This is a genomic window from Paenibacillus mesophilus (assembly GCF_005938385.1).
Taxonomy (GTDB): domain Bacteria; phylum Bacillota; class Bacilli; order Paenibacillales; family NBRC-103111; genus Paenibacillus_AB; species Paenibacillus_AB mesophilus.
On sequence record NZ_VCRA01000011.1, the window covers coordinates 127,288 to 152,912 of the forward strand.

The 25,625-nt window shown below is 55.5% G+C and carries 25 protein-coding genes and 1 tRNA gene; 19 read left to right on the forward strand and 7 right to left on the reverse strand.

Annotation, left to right across the window (positions count from 1 at the left end):
• Positions 1 to 31: 31 nt before the first annotated feature.
• Together FE783_RS20440 and FE783_RS20445 are read right to left on the reverse strand one after the other, a co-directional pair.
• The gene (locus FE783_RS20440; RefSeq protein WP_138881246.1) at positions 32 to 124 is read right to left on the reverse strand and encodes a sporulation protein YjcZ; all 93 of its coding nucleotides are present in this window, start codon (positions 122 to 124) and stop codon (positions 32 to 34) included.
• A gap of 56 nt (positions 125 to 180) precedes the next feature.
• Positions 181 to 273, reverse strand: coding sequence for a sporulation protein YjcZ (locus FE783_RS20445; RefSeq protein WP_138881247.1), 93 nt, complete (start codon positions 271 to 273; stop codon positions 181 to 183).
• Between the two features lie 218 nt (positions 274 to 491).
• Between FE783_RS20445 and FE783_RS20450 the strand changes: the two genes are divergently transcribed.
• Positions 492 to 1,553, forward strand: a complete 1,062-nt coding sequence (locus FE783_RS20450) for a hypothetical protein (RefSeq protein ID WP_138881248.1) — start codon at positions 492 to 494, stop codon at positions 1,551 to 1,553.
• Between the two features lie 61 nt (positions 1,554 to 1,614).
• On the opposite strand, the gene FE783_RS20455 is transcribed toward FE783_RS20450, so the two are convergent.
• Entirely contained in the window at positions 1,615 to 3,000 is a 1,386-nt protein-coding gene (locus tag FE783_RS20455; protein WP_138881249.1) for an RsmF rRNA methyltransferase first C-terminal domain-containing protein, read from the reverse strand.
• A 72-nt stretch (positions 3,001 to 3,072) separates the two neighbouring features.
• Positions 3,073 to 4,236 carry a GGDEF domain-containing protein gene (locus FE783_RS20460; RefSeq protein ID WP_138881250.1) on the reverse strand — a complete coding sequence of 388 codons (1,164 nt, stop codon included), beginning with the start codon at positions 4,234 to 4,236 and terminating at the stop codon, positions 3,073 to 3,075.
• A gap of 260 nt (positions 4,237 to 4,496) precedes the next feature.
• On the opposite strand from FE783_RS20460, the gene FE783_RS20465 reads away from it, so the two are divergent.
• From FE783_RS20465 to FE783_RS20480, 4 genes are all read left to right on the forward strand, one after another.
• On the forward strand, positions 4,497 to 5,642 hold the full coding sequence (locus FE783_RS20465) for a glycosyltransferase family 4 protein (RefSeq protein WP_138881251.1): 1,146 nt from the start codon (positions 4,497 to 4,499) through the stop codon (positions 5,640 to 5,642).
• Between the two features lie 364 nt (positions 5,643 to 6,006).
• A complete protein-coding gene (locus tag FE783_RS20470; RefSeq protein WP_158301932.1) occupies positions 6,007 to 7,302 on the forward strand; it encodes a metallophosphoesterase family protein in 1,296 nt (431 codons plus the stop codon).
• The gene (locus FE783_RS20475) at positions 7,299 to 10,586 is read left to right on the forward strand and encodes an AAA family ATPase (protein ID WP_158301933.1); all 3,288 of its coding nucleotides are present in this window, start codon (positions 7,299 to 7,301) and stop codon (positions 10,584 to 10,586) included. The genes FE783_RS20470 and FE783_RS20475 overlap by 4 nt, the downstream gene beginning before the upstream one ends.
• Positions 10,587 to 10,869: 283 nt before the next feature.
• Positions 10,870 to 12,189 (forward strand): ABC transporter substrate-binding protein, encoded by a 1,320-nt coding sequence (locus tag FE783_RS20480; RefSeq protein WP_158301934.1) that lies wholly within the window; start codon positions 10,870 to 10,872, stop codon positions 12,187 to 12,189.
• Positions 12,190 to 12,261: 72 nt separating this feature from the next.
• On the opposite strand, the gene FE783_RS20485 is transcribed toward FE783_RS20480, so the two are convergent.
• The gene (locus FE783_RS20485) at positions 12,262 to 13,227 is read right to left on the reverse strand and encodes a DMT family transporter (RefSeq protein WP_138881255.1); all 966 of its coding nucleotides are present in this window, start codon (positions 13,225 to 13,227) and stop codon (positions 12,262 to 12,264) included.
• A gap of 293 nt (positions 13,228 to 13,520) precedes the next feature.
• Between FE783_RS20485 and FE783_RS20490 the strand changes: the two genes are divergently transcribed.
• On the forward strand, positions 13,521 to 13,802 hold the full coding sequence (locus FE783_RS20490; RefSeq protein WP_138881256.1) for a hypothetical protein: 282 nt from the start codon (positions 13,521 to 13,523) through the stop codon (positions 13,800 to 13,802).
• A gap of 29 nt (positions 13,803 to 13,831) precedes the next feature.
• Positions 13,832 to 14,266, forward strand: coding sequence for a hypothetical protein (locus FE783_RS20495; protein WP_138881257.1), 435 nt, complete (start codon positions 13,832 to 13,834; stop codon positions 14,264 to 14,266).
• Here the strand turns inward: FE783_RS20495 and FE783_RS20500 are convergent.
• Positions 14,198 to 15,238, reverse strand: coding sequence for a YkvI family membrane protein (locus FE783_RS20500; RefSeq protein ID WP_138881258.1), 1,041 nt, complete (start codon positions 15,236 to 15,238; stop codon positions 14,198 to 14,200). The genes FE783_RS20495 and FE783_RS20500 overlap by 69 nt on opposite strands.
• A 135-nt stretch (positions 15,239 to 15,373) precedes the next feature.
• Positions 15,374 to 16,111, reverse strand: a complete 738-nt coding sequence (locus tag FE783_RS20505; protein ID WP_138881259.1) for a DUF4309 domain-containing protein — start codon at positions 16,109 to 16,111, stop codon at positions 15,374 to 15,376.
• Positions 16,112 to 16,414: 303 nt separating this feature from the next.
• Between FE783_RS20505 and FE783_RS20510 the strand changes: the two genes are divergently transcribed.
• From FE783_RS20510 to FE783_RS20570, 12 genes are all read left to right on the forward strand, one after another.
• Positions 16,415 to 16,984 (forward strand): xanthine phosphoribosyltransferase, encoded by a 570-nt coding sequence (locus FE783_RS20510; RefSeq protein ID WP_138881260.1) that lies wholly within the window; start codon positions 16,415 to 16,417, stop codon positions 16,982 to 16,984.
• Between the two features lie 179 nt (positions 16,985 to 17,163).
• Entirely contained in the window at positions 17,164 to 17,490 is a 327-nt protein-coding gene (locus FE783_RS20515; RefSeq protein WP_138881261.1) for a hypothetical protein, read from the forward strand.
• A gap of 88 nt (positions 17,491 to 17,578) precedes the next feature.
• The gene (locus tag FE783_RS20520) at positions 17,579 to 17,791 is read left to right on the forward strand and encodes a hypothetical protein (RefSeq protein WP_138881262.1); all 213 of its coding nucleotides are present in this window, start codon (positions 17,579 to 17,581) and stop codon (positions 17,789 to 17,791) included.
• Positions 17,791 to 18,519 (forward strand): adenosylcobinamide amidohydrolase, encoded by a 729-nt coding sequence (locus FE783_RS20525; protein WP_158301935.1) that lies wholly within the window; start codon positions 17,791 to 17,793, stop codon positions 18,517 to 18,519. Before FE783_RS20520 ends, FE783_RS20525 begins: the two co-directional genes overlap by 1 nt.
• 73 nt (positions 18,520 to 18,592) lie before the next feature.
• Positions 18,593 to 18,676, forward strand: a tRNA-Leu gene (locus FE783_RS20530).
• A 211-nt stretch (positions 18,677 to 18,887) separates the two neighbouring features.
• Positions 18,888 to 19,154 (forward strand): BrnT family toxin, encoded by a 267-nt coding sequence (locus FE783_RS20535; RefSeq protein WP_138881264.1) that lies wholly within the window; start codon positions 18,888 to 18,890, stop codon positions 19,152 to 19,154.
• 2 nt (positions 19,155 to 19,156) lie between these two features.
• On the forward strand, positions 19,157 to 19,846 hold the full coding sequence (locus tag FE783_RS38005; RefSeq protein ID WP_202916223.1) for a CopG family antitoxin: 690 nt from the start codon (positions 19,157 to 19,159) through the stop codon (positions 19,844 to 19,846).
• Between the two features lie 227 nt (positions 19,847 to 20,073).
• Positions 20,074 to 21,333, forward strand: coding sequence for an ATP-grasp domain-containing protein (locus FE783_RS20550; protein WP_138881265.1), 1,260 nt, complete (start codon positions 20,074 to 20,076; stop codon positions 21,331 to 21,333).
• Complete coding sequence (locus FE783_RS20555; protein ID WP_138881266.1) at positions 21,330 to 22,178, forward strand: Rossmann-like domain-containing protein; 849 nt, start codon at positions 21,330 to 21,332, stop codon at positions 22,176 to 22,178. The genes FE783_RS20550 and FE783_RS20555 overlap by 4 nt, the downstream gene beginning before the upstream one ends.
• Positions 22,179 to 22,272: 94 nt before the next feature.
• The gene (locus FE783_RS20560) at positions 22,273 to 23,826 is read left to right on the forward strand and encodes an ABC transporter substrate-binding protein (RefSeq protein WP_138881267.1); all 1,554 of its coding nucleotides are present in this window, start codon (positions 22,273 to 22,275) and stop codon (positions 23,824 to 23,826) included.
• Between the two features lie 4 nt (positions 23,827 to 23,830).
• The gene (locus FE783_RS20565; protein WP_138881268.1) at positions 23,831 to 24,793 is read left to right on the forward strand and encodes an ABC transporter permease; all 963 of its coding nucleotides are present in this window, start codon (positions 23,831 to 23,833) and stop codon (positions 24,791 to 24,793) included.
• On the forward strand, positions 24,786 to 25,622 hold the full coding sequence (locus FE783_RS20570) for an ABC transporter permease (RefSeq protein ID WP_238403173.1): 837 nt from the start codon (positions 24,786 to 24,788) through the stop codon (positions 25,620 to 25,622). The genes FE783_RS20565 and FE783_RS20570 overlap by 8 nt, the downstream gene beginning before the upstream one ends.
• Positions 25,623 to 25,625 lie beyond the last annotated feature (3 nt).

A 25,625-nucleotide genomic window follows, 5' to 3' on the forward strand; every position in this document is an offset into this window, starting at 1 on the left:
AATCCCTTTTTCCTTTGTTCAAGGACGTGAATTAGTACAGAACAGGACGGGATACGATTACGAGCAAAATGTACAGCACGAGAATAATGGCTGTGGAAGTTACCAGGCCCCCAACTCCGGACATTCGAATTCCTCCCTCGTTAATAATGGTACCAAAAGGGTTGGTTTCGTTCCCTGTAATCAGTAGATGAACGGACGGGATACGATGACCAACAGAATGAACAGTACGAGAATAACGCCGGTCGACGTAAATACTCCTCCAACACCAGACATTTGCGATTCCTCCCCATTTGAAGGTATTTTCCGAATGCGCCGGCCCTTATGAGGCCGTTTCTCGCGTCGTGTTTCTTGTTGATTCCGCATTCGGCATACACCATCATATTGAGATGAGCGCACATCCGATTGGACATATGTCCCGGCGCATAGAAAATGGGCTCATACAGGATAATAAAGGGGAAGTTGGAATTCATCCCGAAAGGAGAACCGTGTCCATGGCAGTGATTACGTTAAGGCCCGATCTGAAAACGTCCGGCGGGGAAGTGACCGAGCTGCTTCTCGACGGTCGGTTCGTCGGAGCGGTGACGCTCGTATACCGTGAAGGCGGACGTATATCCGGTTCCATTCAGCTCGATCGCGAATCGCTTTACGGCAGCCGGAAAGCAGAAGCCGTGAGCGCCGCCCAAACCTATGTGGAGCATCTGATGGACGCACTGGAAGCCAAAGAGTGCGAAGTGATCGTAACTTGCAGCGGATACGACCATATTATTACAGCCGGGCATCAAGTCGGGGTTATCGAATCGTTCGCGGATGAATCGGACTATTATGAACAACTATCCGGTGAAGAGGACGACGCGCATTTGGACGATATCGATCCGAATGGCCTCGAAACGATGGAGATGTACGGCGGCTTGCAAGAACGCGAGTACGAGCTGGTCATTGTAGGGGAAAGCCGCAGCCGGATCGAATACCACATATACGATCGCGATCAGGAATGGCTGGCCGAAGCGTTTGTCCGGATACGCGGTGCCGGCGTAATCGCGGAGATCGAATGGAAGATCGAGCCTTCGGAGGAAGAGATCGGGCATGTTACCGATTTGCTCGTCTCCGATTTCGACCCCGATGAAGTGGATACTTTCGTAATCGATATGATATTCGACGGGGAAATCATCGAAACGGTCGAGCTGACCCACGAGGATTTGCTTGATCCGGACGATTTCGCCGCCGATGCCGATGAAACTTACGGCTCGGATGAAGAACGGAGCTATTCGGTCATCCTTGTAAGGGATGACGGGGATACGCTGACCTACGACTTGTATGAGCGGTCGCAAGGCGGACTGCCGATCGGGCAGGCTACGGTTGATGTCAGCAGCCGCGAGCTGACCGGTTTTATTGATTTCCGCGACTCTGGCAGCTCCTCCGACAGCGAGTTTATCGGTTCGCTGCTCATGCGCGAGCTGGATAAGGAGAAGGATTACGAGTCGCTTAATTTGACGATGCTCGTCAACAATGAGCCTATCGACGAAATTTTGTTCGAGACGGAACTCTATCACTGAACGTATAAAGACGGACCTCTCTTCCGGAATGAAGAGAATGTCCGTCTTTTTTGTGCTTGTCTTACCCCATTCTCCGGAGCCCTTTGGGGAAATGGTTTTTCAGCTGTCCTCCGCTTGCTTTCCCCCATCCCAAAGGATATCCTTCGACGGTAACAAGCGTCCAACCGGAAGCGCCGTCTGCCGCCGGAATCGTCTCTCCCCTCAAATAAGCGTCCAATTCCGGCGATTCCGCCTGCATCGACATCACGCTGCGGCACATGCCGGCGTTTACCGCCATGGCGAGGGAATGCGCCGGTTCGGCGCGCCCTTTCTTGATATGCGCGAGATGAAGTCCGGGACGCAGCGTTTTCAAACCGTTCAGATCGTGCGCGTAAATCGGATCATGTCGGGCTGCGGGCAGCCAATACAGCTGTTCGCCGAAAAGCGCCGGCTCGCCGGGCGGCAGGGCGAACCCTGAAGCGATCTCGCCCAGCAAATCGTCGGCGAGCCGCATCGCTTCGCGTACCGTTCTGTCGGACGTATCGGACGGCCTGCCGCGATCCCGATCCCGTCCCCGTCTTCCGGATGTGCTCCGATCCGTCTCTCCGGAGCCGTCCTTGCGCAGCAGTGCGACGAAGTGACCCTCTCCGCGAACGAGATGGGGCCAGAGACGCTCGGTTCGCAGCACGGTGAAAGAGGGATATTTGGCTGTAAAGGCGGCGAGCACGTCTTCGTTTTCCGACCGGTTGAATGTACATGTGGAATAGGCCATCGTCCCTCCCGGCTTAAGCATCGCTGCGGCGGAATCGAGAATATCCAGTTGGCGCTCGGCACACATGCGAACGTGCTCGGGAGACCATTCGCGGATCGCATTCGGGTCTTTGCGGAACATGCCCTCGCCGGAGCAAGGCGCATCCAGCATAATTTTATCGAAAGCACCGGGGAATTTCCGAGCCAGCGCATCCGGGGCGGCGCTCGTTACAACGGCGTTCGGGACACCCATCCGCTCGACGTTCTCGGACAATATTTTCGCCCGGGCCGGATGAATTTCATTCGCTACGAGCAGTCCCTGGCCTTGAAGCGAGCCTGCGATCTGCGTCGTTTTCCCTCCGGGAGCCGCGGCCAGATCAAGCACGCAATCGCCCGGCTGCGGATCGAGCAGCTCCGCCGAGGACATGGCCGACGGCTCCTGGATATACAATAAGCCGGCTTGGTGGTACGGATGCTTGCCCGGCTTTGCCGTTTCGTCGTAATAATAACCGTTCGGGCACCATGGCACCGGCGACAGCCGGAACCGCTCCTTCATCGACCGGATGAACGGATCGTCCGGCGATAATTCCCCGAGCTTCAACGGATTAAGGCGCAACCCGTATGTCCGGGCGTCGTCATAGCTTTGCAAAAACGGATCGGCTTGTTCGCCAAGCTGATCGCGGATTTGCTCGATAAATGGTTGCGGCAGCGTAGTCATGGTCGTCTCCTTCGTATGTATCTTAATAAATCGGTTTCGTTCCGATGCGCGTTTCGCGGATGTGGACTCCTGCTATTTCGCCGCGGCGGCCATGCTTTGCGTATACTTGACGACTTTGTTTTTGCCTGTCGTTTTGGCTTTGTACATCGCTTGATCGGCTTGGGCCACGAGCTGCTCTGCGGTTACGCCTTCCCGCGACTTGCTGTATCCGACACTGACCGTCACGCCGACTTCGGATTCGATGCGGGCCCGCACCTTCTCGGAGAATTTGGCCATATCAACGGACGAATCGGTGACAAGCACGACCATCTCTTCGCCGCCGAACCGTCCCGCGATGCCGATCTCTTCGCTTTCCTCCATGATGACGCGGGCAACGGACTTCAGCGCCTCGTCGCCGGCGTGATGGCCCTGCGTATCGTTAAGCTTCTTGAAGTTGTCGATGTCGCTGAACAGCATCGAGACAGCATAGCCGTAGTTCATATACTGTGCCGTCTTATTCATCAAATACCGCCGGTTGTACAGACCGGTCAAGCCGTCCGTAATCGCCGTACGGTAGCTCGCTTGCATCAATTCGACGATCCGTTCGAACAGCAGCACGAACAAAATAAAATAGTAGACGAGAGGCACATAAAGCTCGGTCAGCGTGAGAGCGGCAAGAGGTCGTTCCAGCATATAATGGTTAATCAAGTGTGATAAATGGATGATAAAAAAGAGGGACAATCCGATTTTGTATGTAATGGTTTGCCCGATCCGGTTCGGCAAAACGATGAAGAACGCAAAAATGAGCAGCAGCAAATACAAGTCTAGGCCGATCCGCTCAAGGGCGGCGAGCTGCTCCGGAGAGCCTTCGAACAGCCTGTGGACATTGGCACGGAACAGAGCGAGAAGCATCGTGACAAGCAGAGAGAAATAAAAATAAAGGTGATGGCGCTTTTTTGTGGAATTATAAAGTTGAAAGATCGCCCGGTTGATCATAATGAAAGCAACGACGTGCAGCGTTTGGGCCGTCAAGTCGCCCCAAGCGTGCGGACCGTCTTCGGACAGCGACATGCCGAGCCTCATCGCATAATGAGCGATAAAAACGGCTACGGAAACCGTAAGCGATAAATACGCTTTGCGGCGACGGCTTGCAAACAGTCGGACCGACATGACGAGAATCATGCCGAGCATGACGAGTATGCCGGTATACGAGTAAAATCGGGCGTAAGCTCCGATAAGAAGTTCCGAAACGTTCAAAGTAGCCTCCGTGATTCGAGTCGATTCGACTCCATTATAACATCAGAATGAAAACACAGCGATGAATCGTTCTGCCTGATGTTTCAACAATAGCCACCTTTAAGGAAGAACTCGGCGACATCTTCGAGAAGGCATCTTCAAAAGCTATTGTTATAACATCAGAATGAAAACACAGCGATGAATCGTTCTACCTGATGTTTCAACAATAGCACGGCGACATCTTCGGTTAAGCATTCATACGAAATGGGAGAGACGAACGAATGAACATCCTGCAAGCCCTTTTTTTTCCTCCGGAGCAGCCCGGGGGCGTATCGTCGATGGTACCTTACATTCAGGAATCGTTTTTGGATAAAGGCTGGGAGATGGAGCTGTTCTCACTGCCGAGACGGGTACGCTCGAAAGGAACGGAAGACGTCGCGTTCGAGACGTTCGACTGGCATCCGCTCGCCGGCAATCCGGTCGTCGATAAATATATGCAAACGTATAAGGACTACGTCTGGTGGACGCGGATGCGCATCCGCAAATCTTACGACCTCATTCATGCCCATCATCCGATTGCCGGCCTTGTTATGAAGCAGCTGTTTCCGGACACCCCTGTGCTCGTTACGATCCATTCGAGCTATGAGAAGGAACTGATTCTGAACGGTAAAATCTCTGCAGGGGGGCCGGAGGAAACGTTTCTGACGTCCTTATACGGCGAGCTGGAGCATAAGCTGGACGGGATCGTTACCGTCTCCCAATCGTTCAAGCGGTACTTGTCCGGCTACGTCCGCAATGGCGAAGCGATCGGCGTCATCCCGAACGGGTTCGACGAGAGAAGGTTCCGTCCGGTCTCGCACGACAACGCGGTTCCCCAGCTCATCTCCGTATGCCGTCTCGTTCCGGCGAAAGGAATCGACGTGCTGCTCCAAGCTTGCTCGGAGCTGAAGAGAAGAGGACATCCTTTCGTACTCCATCTGATCGGTGACGGGCCGACTCGCGAAGAGCTGGAACGCGTAGCGGTGGAGCAGAACATTTATGACGAGACGATATTTTACGGCTATATGCTTCATCCGGAAGAATTCATGCCCTTCTTCGACATATTCGTTCTTCCTTCGAGGGCCGAGGCGTTCGGCTCCGTCTTCGCCGAAGCGGCGCTGTGCTGTCTGGCTCTTGTCGGCACGGATGTAGGCGGGGTAGCCGAGCAGATCGAAGACGGCGTCAACGGACTGCTCGTTCCCGTCAATGACCCGCCGGCGCTCGCCGACGCGCTGGAGAAGGTGATGTCCGATCCGGCATTCCGGTACCAGCTGGCCCGCTCCGCATGGCTGAAGGCGAAGAGCACCTATTCGCTGAGCCGAGTCATTGGCCAGCTTCAGAAGCTCTACAGCTCGCTCAGCCGTGCAGGCCTTTCGGAGAACACTTGACAGGCAAGCATCACGGGAACCTCGCCCACTCGATCCGAAGATCGATAGGGGCGAGGTTTTTTATCGATAAAGAAAATTTAACTTCGCTAAGCGTTAAAGCGAAGTGAGACTTTCTTTACCAAGAGAAACTTCCGGTGTTCGGGGTCCCCGAAAAGTACCCGGTGTAATCTTCGAAGGATAGCGTCACTTTTTGGGGGGAGAGTAGCGGTCGCTCATCCTTGAAGTACATCGATAGACGTTTTTTTTATGCGTTCGAACGTTAACGCATGCCGTAAAAAAGGGAACGCTTGTACGCGTTCCCTATCCTTTGTACAATGGAGTGGGAGCAAGCATTATTGCCCGTTGTGCCGGGGAGGTATGTTCGTTGAAAGCTTTTCGGTTTATTCATGCGGCCGACCTACATCTGGACAGCCCTTTCAAAGGGTTGTCCGGATTGCCGTCCGCCATTCGCGAGCCGTTGCGGGAGTCGACGTTCGATGCGCTGACACGGCTCGTAGAGCTCGCCATATCCGAACGGGTAGACTTCGTCCTGGTCGCGGGAGACGTATACGATGCGGCGGATCGTTCGCTGAGGGCGCAGCTGCGGTTTCAACGCGCGGTGGAGACGCTCGCGGAGAGGGGGATTCCGGTATACGCCGTACACGGCAACCATGACCCTGACGATGGCCGCAAGGCGGCGCTGCGCTGGCCGGACTCGGTCCGGTTCTTCTCTTCGGCAGAGGCGGAATGCTTTGCCGTAACCGACGCGCTACGCGGCGACTTGGCCTGCGTGCACGGCTGGTCGTACCCGTCCGCTTCCGTGACGGATAATCCGCTGTCCCGCTACGGGAGTCCGCGTCCCGGCTTGTTCAATATCGGCCTGCTGCACGCCAATGCGGACGGCGACCCAGACCATGATAATTACGCACCTTGCTCGGTAAGAGAGCTGGTACGCTCCGGAATGGACTATTGGGCGCTCGGCCATATCCATACGCGACGCGTGCTGAACGATAGTCCGCCGGTTGTATATCCCGGCAATATACAAGGCAGAAGCGTCCGCGAGACGGGGGCGAAAGGCTGCTATATCGTCGACGTTGCGGATTCGGGCTCCATATCCCTCGGTTTTCGCCCTGTGGATGCGGTGCGCTGGTTTGCGGTCGATGTTTCCATCGAAGGGATGACTGGCGAGCAGGAGCTGCGCGACCGGCTGGAGGAGCGGATGAGGGATTGCGAAGCGGAGGCGGAGGGACGTCCGTCTATCGTCCGGTTTCGTCTGCAAGGACGCGGGCCGCTTCACCGGACGCTGAGCCGCCCGGGGCCGGTCCGCGAGCTGACCGAGGAGTTCCGGGAGCTGCAGCGGAGAAGGGCGGAGGCCGAGGAAGGCGCGCCTTTCGTATGGATTGAATCCGTGAACGTGAGAACGGCCCCGGAGTTCGATTTGCGGCTTGCAGCGAGCCGCAACGGTTTTCTCGGAGACTTGCTGCAGCTGTCGGACAGACTGGCGGCAAACGGTGCCGAGCTGCAATCGTTTTGCGAGCAATCGCTCGCTCCGCTGCTCTCGCATCCGAAGGCCGGGGCGCTTCTGGCCGGCATGCTGGGTGAAGAGCGCGCGGAATGGCTGAAGGCGGCCGAACAGCTGGCGCTTGGGCTCGTGGCCGAAGAGGAGGGATGGGACGAATGAATATCCGGGACATCCGGATTGACGCCTTCGGCTCGGTACGCGACAAGCGGTTTGTGCCGAAAGGACCGATTACGCTGTTTCACGGCCCGAACGAAGCGGGCAAAAGTACGATAATGGGATTGATCCGGGCCGTATTGTTCGGTTTGCCGCCCCGGTCCGCCTCGGCCAATTTCTATGAGCCGCGTTCGGGCAGCTTGTACGGAGGGTCACTGACCCTGGAGCTGAACGACGGAACGGCGTATCGGGTCGAACGGACATTCCAGGTCGATTCCAACGGGCGGGGAAAAAGCGGCGGCAAAGTCAAGGTGACCCGTCTCTACGATGAGGGCAGCGACGGTACTTCGCGGCAGCCGGGAGCCGCGGGTGCAGATAGCGCTGCGCAGCGGGGAGACGCGCAGGACGAGGCTTTGCTCAAACAGATTCTCGGAGGCGTCCAAAGCGAGCTGTTCCGCAGCGTTTTCGCGTTCGGACTGAGCGAGCTGCAGGAGCTCGGTACGCTGCAATCGGACGAGGTGGCCGGATTTCTGTACAGCGCGGGCTGGGGAGCGCAGGGAGGCGCCGTCGTCTCGGCGGAACGCCGGCTTGCGCAGGAGATGGACAAGCTGTACCGGCCCAAGGGCAAAAACCAGGAGATCGCCGTACTTGTCAGACGGTGGGAGGAAGGACAGTCGGAGCTGAGGCGCAGCAAGGAAAAGCTCGCTCAATATGTCGCCTGGGGAGAGCAGTGCGCACAGCTGGACCGCGAAATCCGTTCGGCCGACGACTCGCTGCGGGATGTCAGGGAATCGGCAGCGAGGAGCGAAAGGTGGCTCAGAGCCAGAGATCACGGTTTGCGGCTGCAGACGGTAGACCGGAAGCTGAAGGAGCTGCCGGACTTTGCAAGCTTTCCGCACGACGCCATATCGCGCTTCGAGATGATGAATGCGGAGCATGAGCGGTTAAGCGGGGAACTGCGCGAGAAAGAAGCGAAGCTGGCCATACTGGAGCGTACGCTGGACTCGATGACCGTAGACGAAGCACTCATCGCGGAGCGTCAGAAGCTGGAATCGATGCTCGAACGGGCGGGAGTGTATAAGGAGGCGCTATCTTCGCTCGGCGGACTGAGGTCCGAGGCGGATGCGGACGAACGGAACGCGGAGCTCTCGCTGGAGCGGCTCGGAATCGGGTGGACGGCTGCCGACCTGATGGCGTACCCGCTCCCGGTGTCCGATCGCGAAGCGGTTAGGGCGGCCAAATCGGAATGGGACGAGCTGCGCAAAGAGGAGGCTTTGTCCCGCGCCGACGCCGGTCGGGCCGCCCTCGAGCGGGAAGAGGCCGAGAAGATCGCGGCTGACACGCGCGCGGTATACGAGGAAGCGGCGAGCTTATCCGGGAACGGCGGAGCCCAATGGGAGCCGTCCGCCGAAGCGATGCGGCGCAAGCTCGTTCAGCTCGGCACCGACTTTACCGAATGGAGCAGACTGCGGCAGGAGCTGCGTCATTTGCGCCAGCGTGAAGAGGATTACCGGCTTTTTCACGAACCGGTGTCAGGCGCACGGTCCAGAAGCAGGCAGGCGGCGGAACGAAAAGGCGGCGATGGATGGAATCGGCTGCTGCGTCCGGCGCTGCCCGCCGCGGCCGCAATGATCGTTCCGGTTCTCCTGTGGCTGCAGGGCGCGGAGGTTATGGCTGCAGTCACCTTGCTGCTGTTCGCCGGGGCCGCCGTTTTACTATGGCCTCGCAAGTCGAGCGATACGGATGGCGACGGGCGGGGACGCGGTCAGCCGCTTCCTTTCTCGGACGAGAAACAGTCGCTGGACACGCGGCTTCGTCAATTGGAGCGGGTTGTTCTCGAAAAGATGCGGACATGGCGGCTGCCTTTTCCCGAGCACGCCGCGACGATGATCGGAAACGGCGCCGCTCCCGAAGCCGTGCTGCCGGAAGGTTGGTTATCCGAAGCGAGCCATGCGGCCGAGCAATGGCTGGAAGGGCGAAGCGAGCTGGAGCGGCGGGAGAAGGCGATGGTGGAATCCGCGGCTGCGGCCGACGAGGCACGGCGGAGAAGCGCGGCGGCTTCCCGCCGGCACAAGGAGACGGAGGAGCGTCTCGCCCTATGGAAAGCCGACTGGGAGAGCTGGCTTCGCGAGAGGGGAATATCCGGCGGCATGGGACCGGATGGCGCCTTGGAGTGGCAGCTTGTCGCGGAGCAAGGGAAACAGCTGTTGCTGCGTCGCGAGGCCGTTTTGCGCCGGATAGCCGCGCTGGAGGCGGAAGCCGTATCGTTCGAGCAAGAAGTGGAGGCGCTTTGCCGTTCGGTCGGCGAAGAGCCGATCTATGCGCTGAAGCGCCGTAAAGCCGAGGCGGATGCGGAGGCTGCGCGACGATCGGAGCGTGCCCGGCTTGCCTCGGAGCGCGAGCTGCTGGCGGCCGATGCGGAGCTGTGCCAGGGGAAGCTGGCGAGCGTCCGGTCCCGGATCGCGCAGCTGTGGCGGGATGCGGAAGCGGACACGGAGGAGCGATTCCGGGAGCGCTGCCGGCAGTGCGAAGAGAAGGCCGCCCTCGCGAAGGAGCGAGAGGAGCTCGAGGCTGCGCTGGATTCGATGCTCGGCTCGGAGCTACGCCGCGAAGCGGAGCTCTCGCACCTTCGCCCGCCCGAAGAGCTGCGGAGCGAGCTTGCACGGCTGGACAAGCTGCAATCCGAGACGGAGCGGCTGCTTGACGGGCTGAGAGACCGGCGGGGCCGGCTCCGCAACGAGATGGAGAAGCTGGAGAGCGGCGAGGAGCACGCCGAACGGCTGCAGCGGGTTCAGGACACGGAAGCGGAGCTTGGACATCATTCCAGGCGATGGGCCGTTCTGGCGCTCGCATCCGCACTGTTCGACCGGACCCGTACGCTGTACGAGACGGAGCGTCAGCCTGCGGTTCTGCGCAGAGCTTCCGGCTATTTGAGCGCGATGACCGGGGGACGCTACGTCCGCATTATCGCTCCGCTCGGCGAGAAGAAGCTGGTAGCGGTCAACCGCGACGGGGAGCCGGTCGATTCGGCGAAGCTGAGCCGCGGAGCGGCGGAGCAACTGTATATGGCGATGCGGTTTGCGCTCGCCGACGAGACGGCCCCGGACGCTTCGCTGCCTTTTGTGATGGACGACGTGTTCGTCAACTTCGACGAAGAACGGCTTCGTCTTTGTCTGGGCATATTGCCTTCGCTCGCAGAAAAAAGGCAGCTGCTGCTGTTTACATGCCATGAGCATGTCGTGCGGGAAGCGTCCAAAGCGATACCGCAGCTGCAAGTGATCCGGCTGTAAAGCTTGTCAACCCGCCCGCCGTACCGCGTCTAAGCCGGTGGGCGGGTTTTTGTTTAACGTCTATTCCGAAAAGTAAGTTATTAACCGGTCGATTTACAGTATTGTCCAGTGGCAATAAATGAAGTCATGTATAATACATATCTATACAAATAGACAATTCAACTAGGGAGACAACGAAAACGGGAAGGAGGCGATCGTTACGGGCAAGCGATAGCGGAATTTTCAAATTGTTCTTCGAAAGCGGTTTCATGAAGGCAAACCATCCATTAGGAGGTCGTTTCAGTTGAACAAACTTCGTATCGCATCATCGCTGACATTCATCGCAGTCGTAGCAGGCTCCCTCGTCGCGTGCAGTCAGGGGCAGGAGAAAGAGAAGGCGGCTCCCGAAGGTACCGTCAACAAAGCTAGCACAACCGATTACAAGGGCGGCCCGGCCGAGCTCCTGGTACTCGACGTAAACACCGGCACGACGGATGAACAATTTCAGAAGTTTTTTGTGGAGCCGGTCCAGGCGAAGCACCCTCAGATCAATCTCAAAAAAACTACGGACGCCCTCGACAAACTGCTCGCTGCAGGAACTCCCCCCGACATGGTACTGGTCAGCAACGCATCTTTGGCGACCATTCTCGAAGCGAATATTCCGGAAGATTTAACGCAGATAATCAAGACATACGGGATAAACACGGCACAGCTGGAGCCGGCCGTTTTCCAGCAAATGCAGAAGCTCGGGGAGCAGAAAGCGTTTTACGGGATACCGTTCTATATGAATTACGGCATTATGGTCCACAACCGGGACATCTTCGACAAATTCGGCGTGGCGTACCCGAAAGAAGTCATGACCTATGAAGAGCTGCTCGAGCTGGGGAAGAAATTGACACGCAAAGACGGCGGGACGAACTATATCGGCGTCATGCCGCCCGACTTGCGGCAGATGTATTGGCAATACGGGGTGCCCGTATTCGACAAGGCAAAAGGCAAAGCTTCCTTGATAACGGACCGGCACGCCCAAGTGTTCTCGCTGCTGAGGCAGTTTTATGCGATTCCGGGCTATTTGGAAAACGGCAAGCACAGCCATTCGGTCGACTTGTTCTTCAAGGAGCAGCGGATGGCGATGTATCCGAACTGGGTCGCCGCCGTCGTCACCTTCTTCGACAGAGCGGGCACGAAGGATGCGTTCAATTGGAACGTGACCGCCCATCCGGGCTACAGCGACAGGCCGGGTCTCGGGAAGGAGGTCGATTTTGCGATTGCCGTCGTAAACAAATCAAGCAAGTACAAAGAGGCGGCTTATCAGGTCCTGCTCAGCTTATACAGCCAGGAGGTGCAGACGAAGTTCAGCAAAGCGGGGCGGTTGTCCGTATTGAAAAACGATGAAATCCGGAAAGTGTACGGCACGGACAGTCAAATCTACAACGGGAAAAATTTGCAATCGATTTTCAAAGTGTCCCCTTCGCCGCTGCCGGACGCATCCAAATATGATCCGAAAATAAACGCCCTGCTGATCGGGGATGTCGTGAAAAGCGTCATGGTGGATGGAACCGACATTAACACGGCACTGCGGAATGCGGAGGATAAAGCGAACAAAGAAATTGTAATTCCGTGAGACGAAGGAATTGTAATAATTGTCCCGGCCCAAAAAAAATCGCCCTGTCGGCCTGCACACCGACGGGGCGATTTATTCCAATAGCCTTAACCCCAGAACCCCCGCTAACGCGCAGGCGATTCCGATCATCTCCTGAAACGACCAGCGTTCTTTCAGGAATATTCGCGCATAGAGCAAGATGAGCAGCACGTTCGTGGCGACGACGGCCGACACCAGCCCCGTAATGCCGTGCTGGAACGCAGGCAGGATGAAGATCATGCCGGATATGTTCGTCAGTCCGACGAACGCTCCCCAGCCAAGCGTTGCCCGGATAGACCAGGTCGAACGACCGGTGTCCGCCTGCGGACTCGTCTTCCCAGAAACGGAACTTGCTGTCGGTGCCGGTGCCGCTGCCGCGGATATAGATGCCACGGCAACCTCGCGCCGCACGCTGCCGGAGGCCGTACGCTTGCGCAGTCGACCCAAGCCCCACAGCATAAAAAACAAGACCGACCCGGTCGCGTACATGACGAACAGCGTCGGCAATTTGTCCGCATGCCATAACATCGCCTGCTTGGAAGCTAAGTCGGTAATCCCGAACGTCACCATCGCGAGCAGCGCCCATTGGATGCCCTGCAAGTTGCGCCATGACAAATCATTGGAATAACGGATAATGACGATGCCCGCGACGATGACTAGAAAAGCGGCCGCCTGCCATACGTTCAGCGTCTCTCCCCAGCGGAGAAACGAGATGACCGCGACCACGACGGGCGTAAGTGCGGTGAAAACGGCGACAAGGGATGCTTTTCCGACGGAGAAGCCTTTGTACATGGAGGCGTTGGAGACGAAGGAGAAGGCGCCCATCACCAAGCCGGTCCATACGGCAGGGCTCCACGTCTGGCCCAGCATGATCGCCGCCGCGATCGAAACTACGGCTCCGGATAAGTACACCCCGAGCAGCATCAAGTTCCGCTCGAGCGGCTTCTGCGATGTCCATTGATATAAAATTCCTCTGAAGCCGAAACAAACGGCGGCCAAGGAAGCGTAAGCGAGCCACATGGGAGTGAGCCCCCTTCCGGGTATGAAATACGTGGGTCTGACTACGTACTATATTCCTTGTAAGCGTTTCCAGTCAACTTGTTTTTAGGCTGTGGTGCACGAGGACGGCGATCGCTGCCGCTGCAGTTACAGCATTTATGCAATTTCCGAAAGACACGGGGGAGCGTCTATTGTACAATGTTCCTAAGGAAAGAAGGCTTAGCATGGCCCCCTAAAAAGAGGTTCCGGCCTTCGAACGATGTTTCGAAAGTGCAGACGAAGGACGGAACGAAAGCGAGGATCGGAGGGATTCGATGGTTGAGGAGCGCCGTAAGCATCCGGCGAAACGCGAGCTTACATACCGGGTCGGCTGGAAAAAAGGAAAGTTCGAGGTCGGAGAAAACGGCCGGGTGACCGCATCGGAATCGGCGGTCGTATTTATGGAGAAGGCGCTGTGGCATCGTTTGCTTGAACAGGCGGTATGGCGGAAAGCGCCGAACGTACCGTTGGGCGTTCTGGCTTATTTGCTGCTCGCGCTGCCTGTCATCAGCTTCGGCTTGACTTGGCTGCTTGTGCGCATGCTGTCCAACTCTTGACGGAAATCCGGTTTGAAGGGAGAGATTTGATGTATATCGCTTTAGCCATATTTGCCAGCCTGGTCGGTTTGTTCGTTACGGGAGCCGCCGTGTTCACGGCGTGGGCGTTCTATGCCTCGCGCAAAAAGGCGGTAGAAACGGATCGGCTCGAAGGGAAAACGGCCGCAGCAGCCGAAGGAAGTCCGCTTGGGCGGTTTCTGAGATGGACGGTCGTCGATTATGCGGCGTTGTTTTTGTTCGGGTTCGGCACCGTCTTCTTGCTGACCGACCTGGTCGGCGTGGCCAAAGACCGCGATCAATTTCCGATGTATCATTACGCGTATTTGCTGTGCGGAATCGTATTTTCTTTTATGGGCATGCTGTTTACGTTCGTCCGGCTCGCCCTGGTGCTCCGGTTAGCGGGCGGATCGGCTGCGGCTCATCATCATCCGCACAAACCAGATCAGACCGAGCATGCCGAATAACGGGTAAAGCGTCGACAGAAGCGTGCTGAAGCCGATTTGTCCGATCAAATAAGTGCCGGTCAAAATGGCGACGATGACCGGTTTGGCCGGCCAGCCGGTCCGCTGGCGTATTTGCAGCGTTAATCCGAACACGTTGGCGATATAAGTGGTGAAAATTTCGCTGAAGATGACAAGGATGAATAATAGCTGCACACCGCCGCCGAGTCGGGCGATCAAGCGGCTCATCGGGATTTCGAACTGGGTAATGCCCGGCATTTGCGATGCGAGCGCAAAATGTCCCGCAAGAAGCATGGCGGTTACCATCGCTCCTCCCAGCACACCTCCCCATATGACGGCTTTTCGGTCTTGGACGGATGCACCCAGGGGGACTAATACGGCTTGGGCCGTCACCAGATTGTACGATACGTAAAGAAACGGGGCGGCCCAAATATGCAGTGCCGGACGATCGCTCGTCAAGGCGAGCCAATTTCCCGCATTAGGCGAACCGACAGTAGACGTAATGATCAGTGCGCAGAACAGTACCATGAGTGGAACAACGACCGTATTGACCGCTACAATCGCTTGCAGTCCTCTGGCAATGACCAGGTAGGCGAATAGCAGGGTAAGCAGAAGTCCGGCTTGATAAGACAATTTAAAATGCTCGTTGAAAACGGAGCCTCCTCCGGCCAGCATGACGGTGGTAATGCCGAACAGCATCGCCAGCGTGAACAAGCTGAACCATTCCCCGATCTTAGGTCCGAACAGGTGCTTGTTCAAATCTTCGTAGGAAGCCGCTTTAAGCGACCCGGCAAGGAGCATCATCCGCGTACCTAGCCAAATGAACATTAACCCGGCAAAAAGAATCGTTGCGGTTGCCGCGGCACCATAGCGGGTGAAAAACTGCAAGATCTCCTGCCCGGTTGCAAAGCCGGCGCCGACGATCGTTCCCGTATACGTAAAGGCAATTTGCAGCGCTCTTCCCCATGTCGCCAATCGGCTCACCCCCTATGTACAAACAGGCTATAGTACAAGGGTATGTGATCCGGTGTCCCGTCATGACAATCGCTGCCGGCGCGAAAAAACCTCTGTCTCGAAAGAGAAGAGGTTTTTGTTTGAGCCGTATCGAATTTATTTGCTGCCGGCAAACAGCTTGATCGATTGAATCGACTCCGTTTTCGGATCGATATCCAGCTTCAAGATGGTGCCGTCCGCCTTATAGTGCATCGCGTAAGTCGTATTCGTATCGGGCTTGCCGAGCGCCGACTCGGCGTCCTTCACTTTCTGTCCGAGACGCAGGCCGTTTAGTCCGGGGTTGACATCCTTGGACGTAATCTCGATAAATTCGACGGTGCCGGAGGCGTTGAACCCGACGGAGAACCCTTCGTATTCGCAAACCGTGACGGAATCCTGCTCGTCGTCCATTTCAAACTCGGATACGGGATCGTTGAACTTTTTCTTCACGGCCGTTCTCGTATCGGTTAGACGGATTCCCATCAACGATGGCTTCTTCGCGGTATAAGCCTCGACGGCTGCAACGCCCGGTTTGCTTTCGGGCGGCTTCGTATCCGACGATGTCTCGACTTTCTTGTCCGCAGATGCGGCAGGCGGCGACTTCGGAGCTTCCGAAGGCTCCGTCTTCTGGATAGAAGGTACAAGGGCTTCCTTCTGCTGCTCGTGTACGGCAGATGCAGGGGGATTCGTCGCTGCAAGCTGCGGCGGTGCGCTCGGCGCCCCGTATCGCGGAGCCGAAGCGGATGACGGAGCGGAAGGCTGGTCCGCCGCAAGCTTCGTTGTATTGCATCCCGTACATACGGCACCCAACATTACGGCGGCGACCCAAAACCGGACGTGTGGACGTGTGATCATCATAGATCTTCCTTTCACCGTATTTAAAACGGAAACAATACTATTGCGGCTTTCCGATAATAAAGCTTATTATAGCTTGAATGGAGCCGGGTTTTCAAACCGCTCCTCTCATTACCCGCAATCAGTCGCTTTCAATCGGAGCATTTACTAACTAAGACGGATTTACACGGCAAAAAGTTGCACGATTTTCAAAAAAACAAGGGGAAATTTACCAATTGGTGCTTGCCGGACAACCGTTCTCTTGAATGTGCAATCCGGAATATGGTACGTTAAATCAATATCTATGTTAACGGAGGACCAACAATGGACATCTTGAAGCAGCTTATTATGCAGCACGGCATCGTCATGTCGAACCAGACGCTTCAGCTGGACGCGCTGCTCAATCATCAGGTCGACCCGAAGCTTATGATGGAAGTCGGCAAAGAATTCGCCCGGCGGTTCCGCGAGCAGCCTATTACGAAAGTGTTGACGATCGAGTCGTCCGGGATTGCCGTCGCCTTTGCAACGGCGCTGGAGCTCGGAGTTCCGCTCGTATTTGCCCGCCGCAAAAAAACATTGACGACTGACGGCGACGTCTGGTGCGAGAGGGTACCTTCGTTCACGAAGGGGATCGTCACGGACATTCTCGTCTCCAAAAGCGTGCTGAGCGCATCGGATCGGGTGCTGATGATCGACGATATTATCGCCAATGGAGATGCCGCGCGCGGACTGATCCGGATATTGGAGCGTGCGGGGGCGGAGCTTGCGGGAGTCGGCGTCGTCGTGGAGAAGAGCTTCCAGGCCGGAGCGCGCACGATTCGGGAGCAGGGAGTCCGGTTCGAATCGATCGTGCAGATCAAATCGCTCGATAACGGCAAAGTCGAATTCGAGTAAGGAATTCCCGCGTATTTGCCTGCCTTGCAGCGACACCCGCTCCCATACATGTCAAGCAGAGCGCATCTCATAGCGGATACGTTTTTCCGTGACCGTTCCTAAGTGAGAGGAATTGGAGCCTTCCATCCCGGCCTTTTTTCCGATATAATGAATGAAGGTCGCTGGGAGGAGGTTACAATATGGGGAAAGAGCAAATGACAAGTGAGTTTTTGATGACCAAGTTGTCGGAATCCAAAGTACATTTCGAACGCGCTCTGGACTGCAAACATACCGATTTTGACGATCTGTACCCCTATATGATCGAGCATCCTCAGTTTTTCTGGTATAAACGTTACGTTGCTTGGTCAGAGCTGCTGACAATCGTCAAGCTGTGCAATGAGCTCGATGTCGATTGGAAGCCGGCTTTTACCGGACTGCAGACGGAGTATATCGAGAAACGCGTCATGTCGGGCAAAGTGCTGGACGAATGGTACGAGAAAAACGATTCCAAGGAGCATGTCGGTTAATACCGTCAATTATACATTGTGATTGGACCCGGATGTTACGGCATTGGGGTCTTTTTTTCTAGAACGGGGGGAATGGGGGAGGTTGGTTATGATAACGGACGAACAATTGGACGCTTACCGGATCGAAGGGATCAAGGTCCGTATCGTGCGTGACGCCGATCCGGTCAACGATGTCCGCGGTCTGGTCGTCGCATGGGACGACGAGTCGATTCTCATCCGGAGGCCGAACCGGAAAGTAGTGAAGCTGTCCCGCGGATACTTGGTGCAGCGTGCCGACGAGAAGCGGCCGGAGTCGTTTTGATGGAGAGAGCGGCGGACGCATGCATCCGCTCTGAGCCTTTTCCCGGACTATATTCCGAAATCGTTCGCACGGCCGAGGGAGAGTATCTCGCGATAAAATCGGATATTTCGCTGCTGGCGCTCAACTCCTCGATATGGGGAGGCGGCTTCAGTCGAGTGCGGCATCTCGTCAACCGTCAAGTTCCGAAATCGTACATGTGCGACGATCCGGAAGCGGAGATGGAAAGCTTCCTGCAATCGCAAGGATTCGATACCGGAGTGACTGCCGCCATGATGACGGCGGCTTGGATAGCTGATGCGGGGGAATGTCATCTGTCGCGCGATAACCTGCACGTGTCCGTTTGGGTGACGGCAGGCCTAAGCAATTCCGTTCGTGCCGGCACGACCGAAGGAACGGACCGGTTGTATCCGGGGACGATCAACACCATCGTAGTCGTGGACGGACAAATGGCGGAAGCGGCCATGGTCAATGCGGTCATCACCGCAACCGAGGCGAAGACGGCTGCACTGCAAGATTTGGGAGTTAAGGCGAGGAACAGCGGGCTGCTCGCTACGGGAACCTCGACGGATGCCGTACTGATCGCCTCGACCGGCCGCGGAGACTTGTTCCGTTATGCGGGAACGGCGACCACGATCGGTTATATGATCGGTAAAGCGGTCTATGACGCGACTATCCGTTCGGCGTCGGTTTATTTGGGCCGGACCGGCGGTTCCGCCGCTAACAACTAAAATGCTTGACTCGCGTTGTGTCCCGTGATAAGATAAATTTCGTTGACGCTTTCGGGCAGTCAGTATATAATATGCGGTCGTGGCGGAATTGGCAGACGCGCTAGATTCAGGTTCTAGTGGGGTAACAGCCGTGGAGGTTCGAGTCCTCTCGACCGCATCAAATCAAAAAAACCGGGAAGCCTTGAGATTCAAGGCTTCTTTTGTTTTCGTTCTTTCTTGAATGCGGGGAATTATGTTAATGCCTCAGATGATGCTTCATCAGGGCTTTATTATTTTTCGATGATAAACACCTTGAAACCAAACCTCTTTCGTATAAAATGTGTTACAATTGTATATATAAAATAATATACATGGTCAGGGGAAGCTAAGTGTCATTATTCATATGGGACGAAGAAAACATACAACACATAGCTCGTCACAATGTTGAACCGTTTGAAGCGGAAGATGCTTTGATGGACCCGGAGCGTATAAAATTTTCAGCTCACAGCGGCAACTTGGGTATTATTGGTTGTACAGAAGACGGAAGACGATTGGTCGTGATTTATATAAAGAAAGTAATGGGAAAAATACGAGTGATAACCGCACGGGATGCCACCGAATCTGAAGCCAGAGCTTATAGAAGGAGGAATCGATAACTATGAAAATTATCACTTCAAGAGACCAGATTCCGGAACATATGAGCGATGCGGAAGCAGCGGAATTCTGGTCGAACCACACCTTGAGCGATGAACTGTTGGAAGCTTCCATTATCGAAGAAGAGGATCGCGACTTGCCGAAAAGGAAATCCGCAACTATTTCCATTCGTCTTGACGAGGACTTGCTCCAGCGTATCCGCAATTTGGCTAAGCTAAGAAATAAGGGTTATCAGACACTAATAAAAGAATTTTTGATTGAACGCACCTATGAAGAGGAAAAGAAGGCTCCTCGTTTTAGAGAGGGGAACGCAGGTTCCTCTAAGACTGTTGATCAGCTGTCTTTGGAACGTCAATTGGAAATGGTGTTCGAAGAATTAAAGCAGGAGCTGTCCCAGTTGGTTTACGGGACCATTTATGTGCAAATCCGGAACAATCTTATCGGCAAGTTCGGTATTCGAACCCTTCCTCTGGAGGAGACGGATGATCAAGTCGAGGCGAAGACGCAAGGATTGACGGAATTTCAGCAGCGATCGTTACTGAAGCAGGCGATCGAAGCGCTCAAGTACAAGACGAACTGGACGCACGGCGAGATTCAGTTTACCTTCGCATTGCATCACAACGAGCTGTGCGCAAGTGTCCAATTTGAGTCGAACTACAACATGTCGAAACAGTTCATACAGAAATCGATCTGATTCTGGTTATGCATCCGGATTTAGATAAGTGGTTCCTTCAGATGATTCTGAAGGAACTTTTTGTGTTGGCATTCTTCCAACGGGACTATTTTGATTAAAACGTAATAATTACATTTAATTCGCTCCATGACGATTGACAATGTAAAATACTGTATTGTATACTCGCCATTAGTAGTAAAAATTACGATTAATATGACGATCGATTCCCGATTGGAGGCAGGTCGAATATGGCACATCTGTTGATGATCGAAAGCTGGGTAGGGGCAAGCGGCAATTTACTGCCGCCGCTTCTCAAATCGCTGGGGCACACTTATACCTTTGTTACCCGCAAGCCCGAGCATTACAAGAGTGCGCTCAGCACGGAGATGCACCCGGTAATACGGTACGCCGACACGGTGCTCGTTGCCGAAACGAACGATATTCCATGCTTGATCGAATTCCTGAGGCCCTTCCGCTTTGACGGAGTCATTACGGTTTGCGATTACTACATCGAGACCGTGCGGGAGGTGGCTGAAGCCTTTCACCTTCCATGTCCGTTCCCTGTGGAAGTCAAAACCGTACGGCACAAGCATCTGATGCGCCAAGCTCTGGACAGAGCGGGCCAGCCGAATCCGAACTATCGTCTCGCGCACAGCTGGGAAGAAGCTGCGGAAGCTGCCCAATTCATCGGTTATCCGCTCGTCATGAAGCCGGTTGACCTTGCTTCCAGCGCTTTTGTCAGTCTGATCCGGAATGAGAAAGAGCTGCAGGACGCTTATCGTGCGCTCGATGCTTTCCCGCTCAATTTCAGGGATCAGGAACGGGACTGCACCATTCTTCTCGAGGAGTTTATGAGCGGGGAAGAGGTAAGCGTCGAGAGCGTCTCTTGCCATGGCGAGACGACGATACTGGGTATTACGGATAAATCCGTTACGGGAACCCCTTATTTCATCGAGAATGGCCATATGTTCCCGGCACAGCTTAGCGACGAGACGCGTGCGGCGGTGACGCAATTTGTCCGTGACGCCCTGCAAGCGGTCGGTTATGACCACGGCATTGCCCATACGGAAGTGAAGATTACGGCTGATGGGCCTCGTATCGTCGAAATCAATCCAAGAACGGCAGGCAATTATATTGTCGAGTTGATCCGGCGCGTTACCGATATTGATCTGCTCGAAGCTTTCGTCGATTTGTCGCTGGGGCGCAAGCCGGCAATCGAGTCCAAGGATCGCGGTATTGCGAGTGCTGCCGTTATGTTCCTCGTACCTCCGAACGGCGGCAAAATTGCCAAGATGGAAGGGATTGAATCGCTCGAGTCGGATACGCATATCGCCCGTTTCAAGCTCGAGAATTGTGCGGGCAAAACGGTTGGAGCTCCCGTCGACAACGCCTGCTATCTGGGCCATGTGATCGCGCAGGATCCGGAAGGCCTGAACGCAAGAACGTATGCGGAAGAAGCGCTGAAGCGCATTATCCTTGACTTCGAAACGAGCGAGGTGTCCGGATGAGCTCCACCAAAGCGGGTACATTGGGCTCGGTAGCGGAATTACGGCAAGCCATTTTGGAAGGCAAGCTGGGTCCCAAGCCGGAGACGTTGACCGTAACGGGCGCATCTTATATTTATCAAACGACCCAGTTTCCGTCTTCCGCGACTAAATATCACAACTATTACTTGCTCGTGAGGGTGGAGGCCGCCTTCGGTGCTTATTCGCATACTTCGGACCAGTTGGACATGGAGATTGCGGCGCAGCTGTCGGGAATGCCGCTCGATGCGGCGCTTCGGGACAACAGGCTGCCCGTGCAAATCGCCGCCATGGATGCATACTTGGGCGCGGTCCAACCGCATCGCGAGCATTGCGCCTCGGCGGTCGAGATTTCCGCCGGAACGCCTATACATAAAGCAAAGCAGCGCGATGCGCTAATTGCCGATCTCGCGGACATTCAACCGTCCGAAGCTGTCGCCTTGATCGGTGCCGTTAACCCTTTGGTTGAAGCGATCAAACAGCGTGGCGGCATTTGTTTGCCTTGCGATTTGCAGCTGAAGGAAACCCAGTGGGGAGACGCCGTAGAGAAAGATATGGACATCGTTCTGGACCGGGCGGACCGCGTCATTTGCACGGGGATGACGTTAGGCAACGGAACGTTCGATTGTTTACTGGCAAAGGTCAGAGAGCGAAACCTTCCTCTGATCGTCTATGCCCAGACGGGCAGCGCAATTATGGCCCAATTTATCCGGCAAGGCGTCGCTTCGCTGGTAGCGGAGCCATTCCCCTTCACCCAGTTCAGCGCCTCCGCCTCGCAAGTCTATTGCTATACGAGCGGAAAGGAGCATGTGGAATGCCGATCCGTTTGAAGCTGGTCATTTTCTGTTCATGAAAGGCAGACGCATGCAGGTTATTGCGCAGACTGTATAGGCAAGTACACATCATAAAGCTGGGAGGTTCGCCATGAGGAATGCTTTATTAACTGCTCTCGTGTTTGTTTTACTTTCGATCATGATCGGCTGCACCGCCACGAACCCATCCGGCAAGCCGACCGAACAGGCGGAAACGAAGGACCTCGTGATTGTCGGTCAAGAAATCGCGGCAAGCTTGGACCCTGTCCAGCCGCTTACCTCCAGCTATTTGAGAAATGCGGGCGCGGCGGAGGCGCTGTTCAAGGTCATGGAGGATGGCCGAATCGAACCTTCTCTTGCAGAAAGCGCTAAAGAAGTGGATGCGACTACATGGGAGATCAAGCTGAAACCGAATGTCCGCTTCTGGAGCGGCAAGGCCGTAGATGCAAGTGCAGTAATCGCTTCGCTTGAACGTTCCAAGGCAAAGGATGTCCAGGCAAAGCCTTTTCTTGCGGATCTGACCTACGCCAAGGTTGACGATCAAACCGTGCAAGTCAAGACGGCCGTCAACAATGTGCCAGTACCGCTGAACCTTTCCTACTATCAGACGGTGATCCATAATGCGGAAGCGAAGCATGACGCCGTCAATACGATGGATTTGACCGGCATGTACAGAGTAAAAGAGTTCATCCCGAAGCAGAAGATGGTGCTGGAAAGAAACGAAGGCTATTGGGGCAAAAAGCCGAACATCCGGAAAGTCGTGTACGAAGAAGTGACGGATGGTCAAGCAAGGGTTCTCTCGGCACTCAGCGGCCGCGGTCATGTGGTGCTGAATATTCCTGTAACAAGCATCGCGCAATTCAAGGACAACAAAGGTGTCAAAATATCCGCGGCACCCGTTGCCAATACGCAAACGATCTATTTGAATCTGAAGAAACCTCAATTGGCCGATGTCTTGGTCAGGCAGGCGCTGTCCTGGGCGCTTGACCGCAAGGAGCTGGCGGTTCTTGGCGCAGAGGGGCAAAGCATTCCGGTAACGACATGGCTCGGCTCCAATCCCGCTTTCGCGGAAGCGAGAAACGCCGTGTACGCCAAGGCCGATCCGGCCAAAGCCGGCCAGCTGCTCGACGAAGCGGGATGGGCGAAAGGCTCCGACGGCATCCGATACAAAGATGGAAAGCCGTTAAGCCTGCGCTTGATGACCTGGGGCGGCGATAAAGCGCTGGGGGAAGCGCTGCAGAACCAGTGGACGAAGATCGGCGTTAAAGCCGAAGTCCAGCATGGCGACTACAGCTTGATCACGGCAGCCCGCGAAAAAGGGGAATGGGATGCTTCGATCGAGGCATGGAGCACCTTCGGCGGTCTGCACAGCTTGTTGTCCGGTCAGTTTGCCCCGAAGGGAAGCGCGAACTTCGGCGGATACGACGACGAAGAAACCGTTCAGTTGCTGGCAAAATTAAAGGATGCAGCCGATGAAGCCGCGCGGCGCCGGCTTGCGCTCAAAATCAATGAGCGGGTAGCCCAGCAAGCGCCAATCATCGCGCTGTACCCGCGCCCGCAAATTACGGCGGTCAGCGCTTCGCTGCAAGGCTTCGAAGAGCATTTCAGACAATTTGAGAATACCGTTCATGCAAACCTGTCTTTCCTGCCTGCCGGCTCGAAGTAAACGGATGTACAAGGCGATTATTCGAAAATCGGCGGAGGCCGTCATCACGCTGTTCATTGCGACTCTCTTTATTTTTGTGCTGATGCGTCTCGCGCCCGGCGACCCGATTGCCATCCTTCTGAATCAGACGTCCGAGGTCGCCATGTCCGATTCAGGGTCCTATCGGGAGAAAACAGCCGAGCTTCGAGCGGAATTAGGTCTCGACCGGAATGTATTCGCCCAGTATGCAAGGTGGATGGAACGGCTGCTGCATTTCGATCTGGGCGTATCCATTCATACCGGCAGACACGTCGGCGCCGAAATAGCGGCGAGACTTCCCGCCACCGTACTGCTTGCTGTATCCGCACTCCTGATCAAGATCGTGCTGGGACTGTTGTTCGGTATTATTTCCGCACGCAAGGCAGGGAGGCCGGTCGACGGCCTGATCCGATTTGTCTGCGTAGCCGTCGCATCCACCCCGGCCTTTGTCGTCGGTTTGTTCCTGTTATCCTTGTTTGCCGTAACCTGGGATGTCTATGAGATCGGCAGCGGCGCCAGCCTGACAAAAGTTTGGCTTCCAGCCGTTACGTTGGGCCTGCTCGGCGCACCGCAGCTGATACGCGTTGTAAGAGCGAACATGCTGTCCGAGCTGGGTCAGACTTATGTGCTATCCGCTTTGTCGAGAGGGTTGTCCAAACGGCTGGCAGCGAAGCACGCATGGCGGAATGCGCTGCTTCCCGTTATTACGATGATCGGCCTGTCGCTAGCTTCGTTGCTTGGCGGCGCGGTCGTGATCGAAACGATTTTCTCGTGGCCCGGTATCGGCAAGTACGCTCTCGACAGCATTCTGCTTAAAGATTATCCGGTCATTCAAGGCTATGCGCTCTTGAGTGTATCGATGGTGGTACTCGTTAATTTATCGGTCGATGTCGTGTACGCGCTCGCCGATCCTCGAATTCGAAATAAAGGGGAAACCGGAGTTGAATAGCCTGCTTCGCTCCAAATATCCGATCAGCCTTATTGCCGGCATCGTCCTGCTGGGCATCATTGCGATCCTCGTTCTGGGCGCACCATTGTTTACTTCCTATGATCCATTCGAGCAGCAAGTGTCCGAACGGCTGCAGCAGCCAAGCTGGAGCCATCCTTTGGGCACCGATCGCTTCGGAAGGGACGTTCTTGCCAGAACGCTCTATGGAGGGCAAACGACCTTGCTTTCATCCGTCCTGGCCCTCGGTACCGCTCTTCTGATCGGACTTGCTGCGGGACTAACGGCCGGCATGTTTCATGGCTCGCTGCTCGACACCATCCTGATGCGACTCATTGATGTGCTTTTGGCGTTTCCGTTTATGGTACTGGCTATGGTCATTGCCGCGTTATTCGGCACAAGCCTTCTTCAATTGCTGTTGGCGGTCGGTTCGGTGTGGTGGGTGTCATTTGCCCGTTTATCCCGCAGCATTGCGCTTCAGGCCAAGAACGAAACGTCCTTTGCCGCCGCCATCATACTCGGTGCCTCGAGGAGAGCGTTGATTGTCGGAGAATTGCTACCTCGCGCCATAAGCTCTATTCTGGTCCTCGCCACGTTCGAGCTGGGAACCATGATTCTGTCGATCTCCGCCCTGTCGTTCCTCGGGTTGGGCGCACAACCGCCAACTCCGGAATGGGGCAGCATGCTGGCGGATGGAAGGAGCCACTTCCTCCAAGCGCCGCATATTTTGCTCGGGCCCGCCCTGTTTATTATGTTGACGGTTCTGGCCTTTAATTTAATCGGCGAGGGACTGCGGGACCGCCTCGATCCGTATGAAATACCGGGACTATAGGAG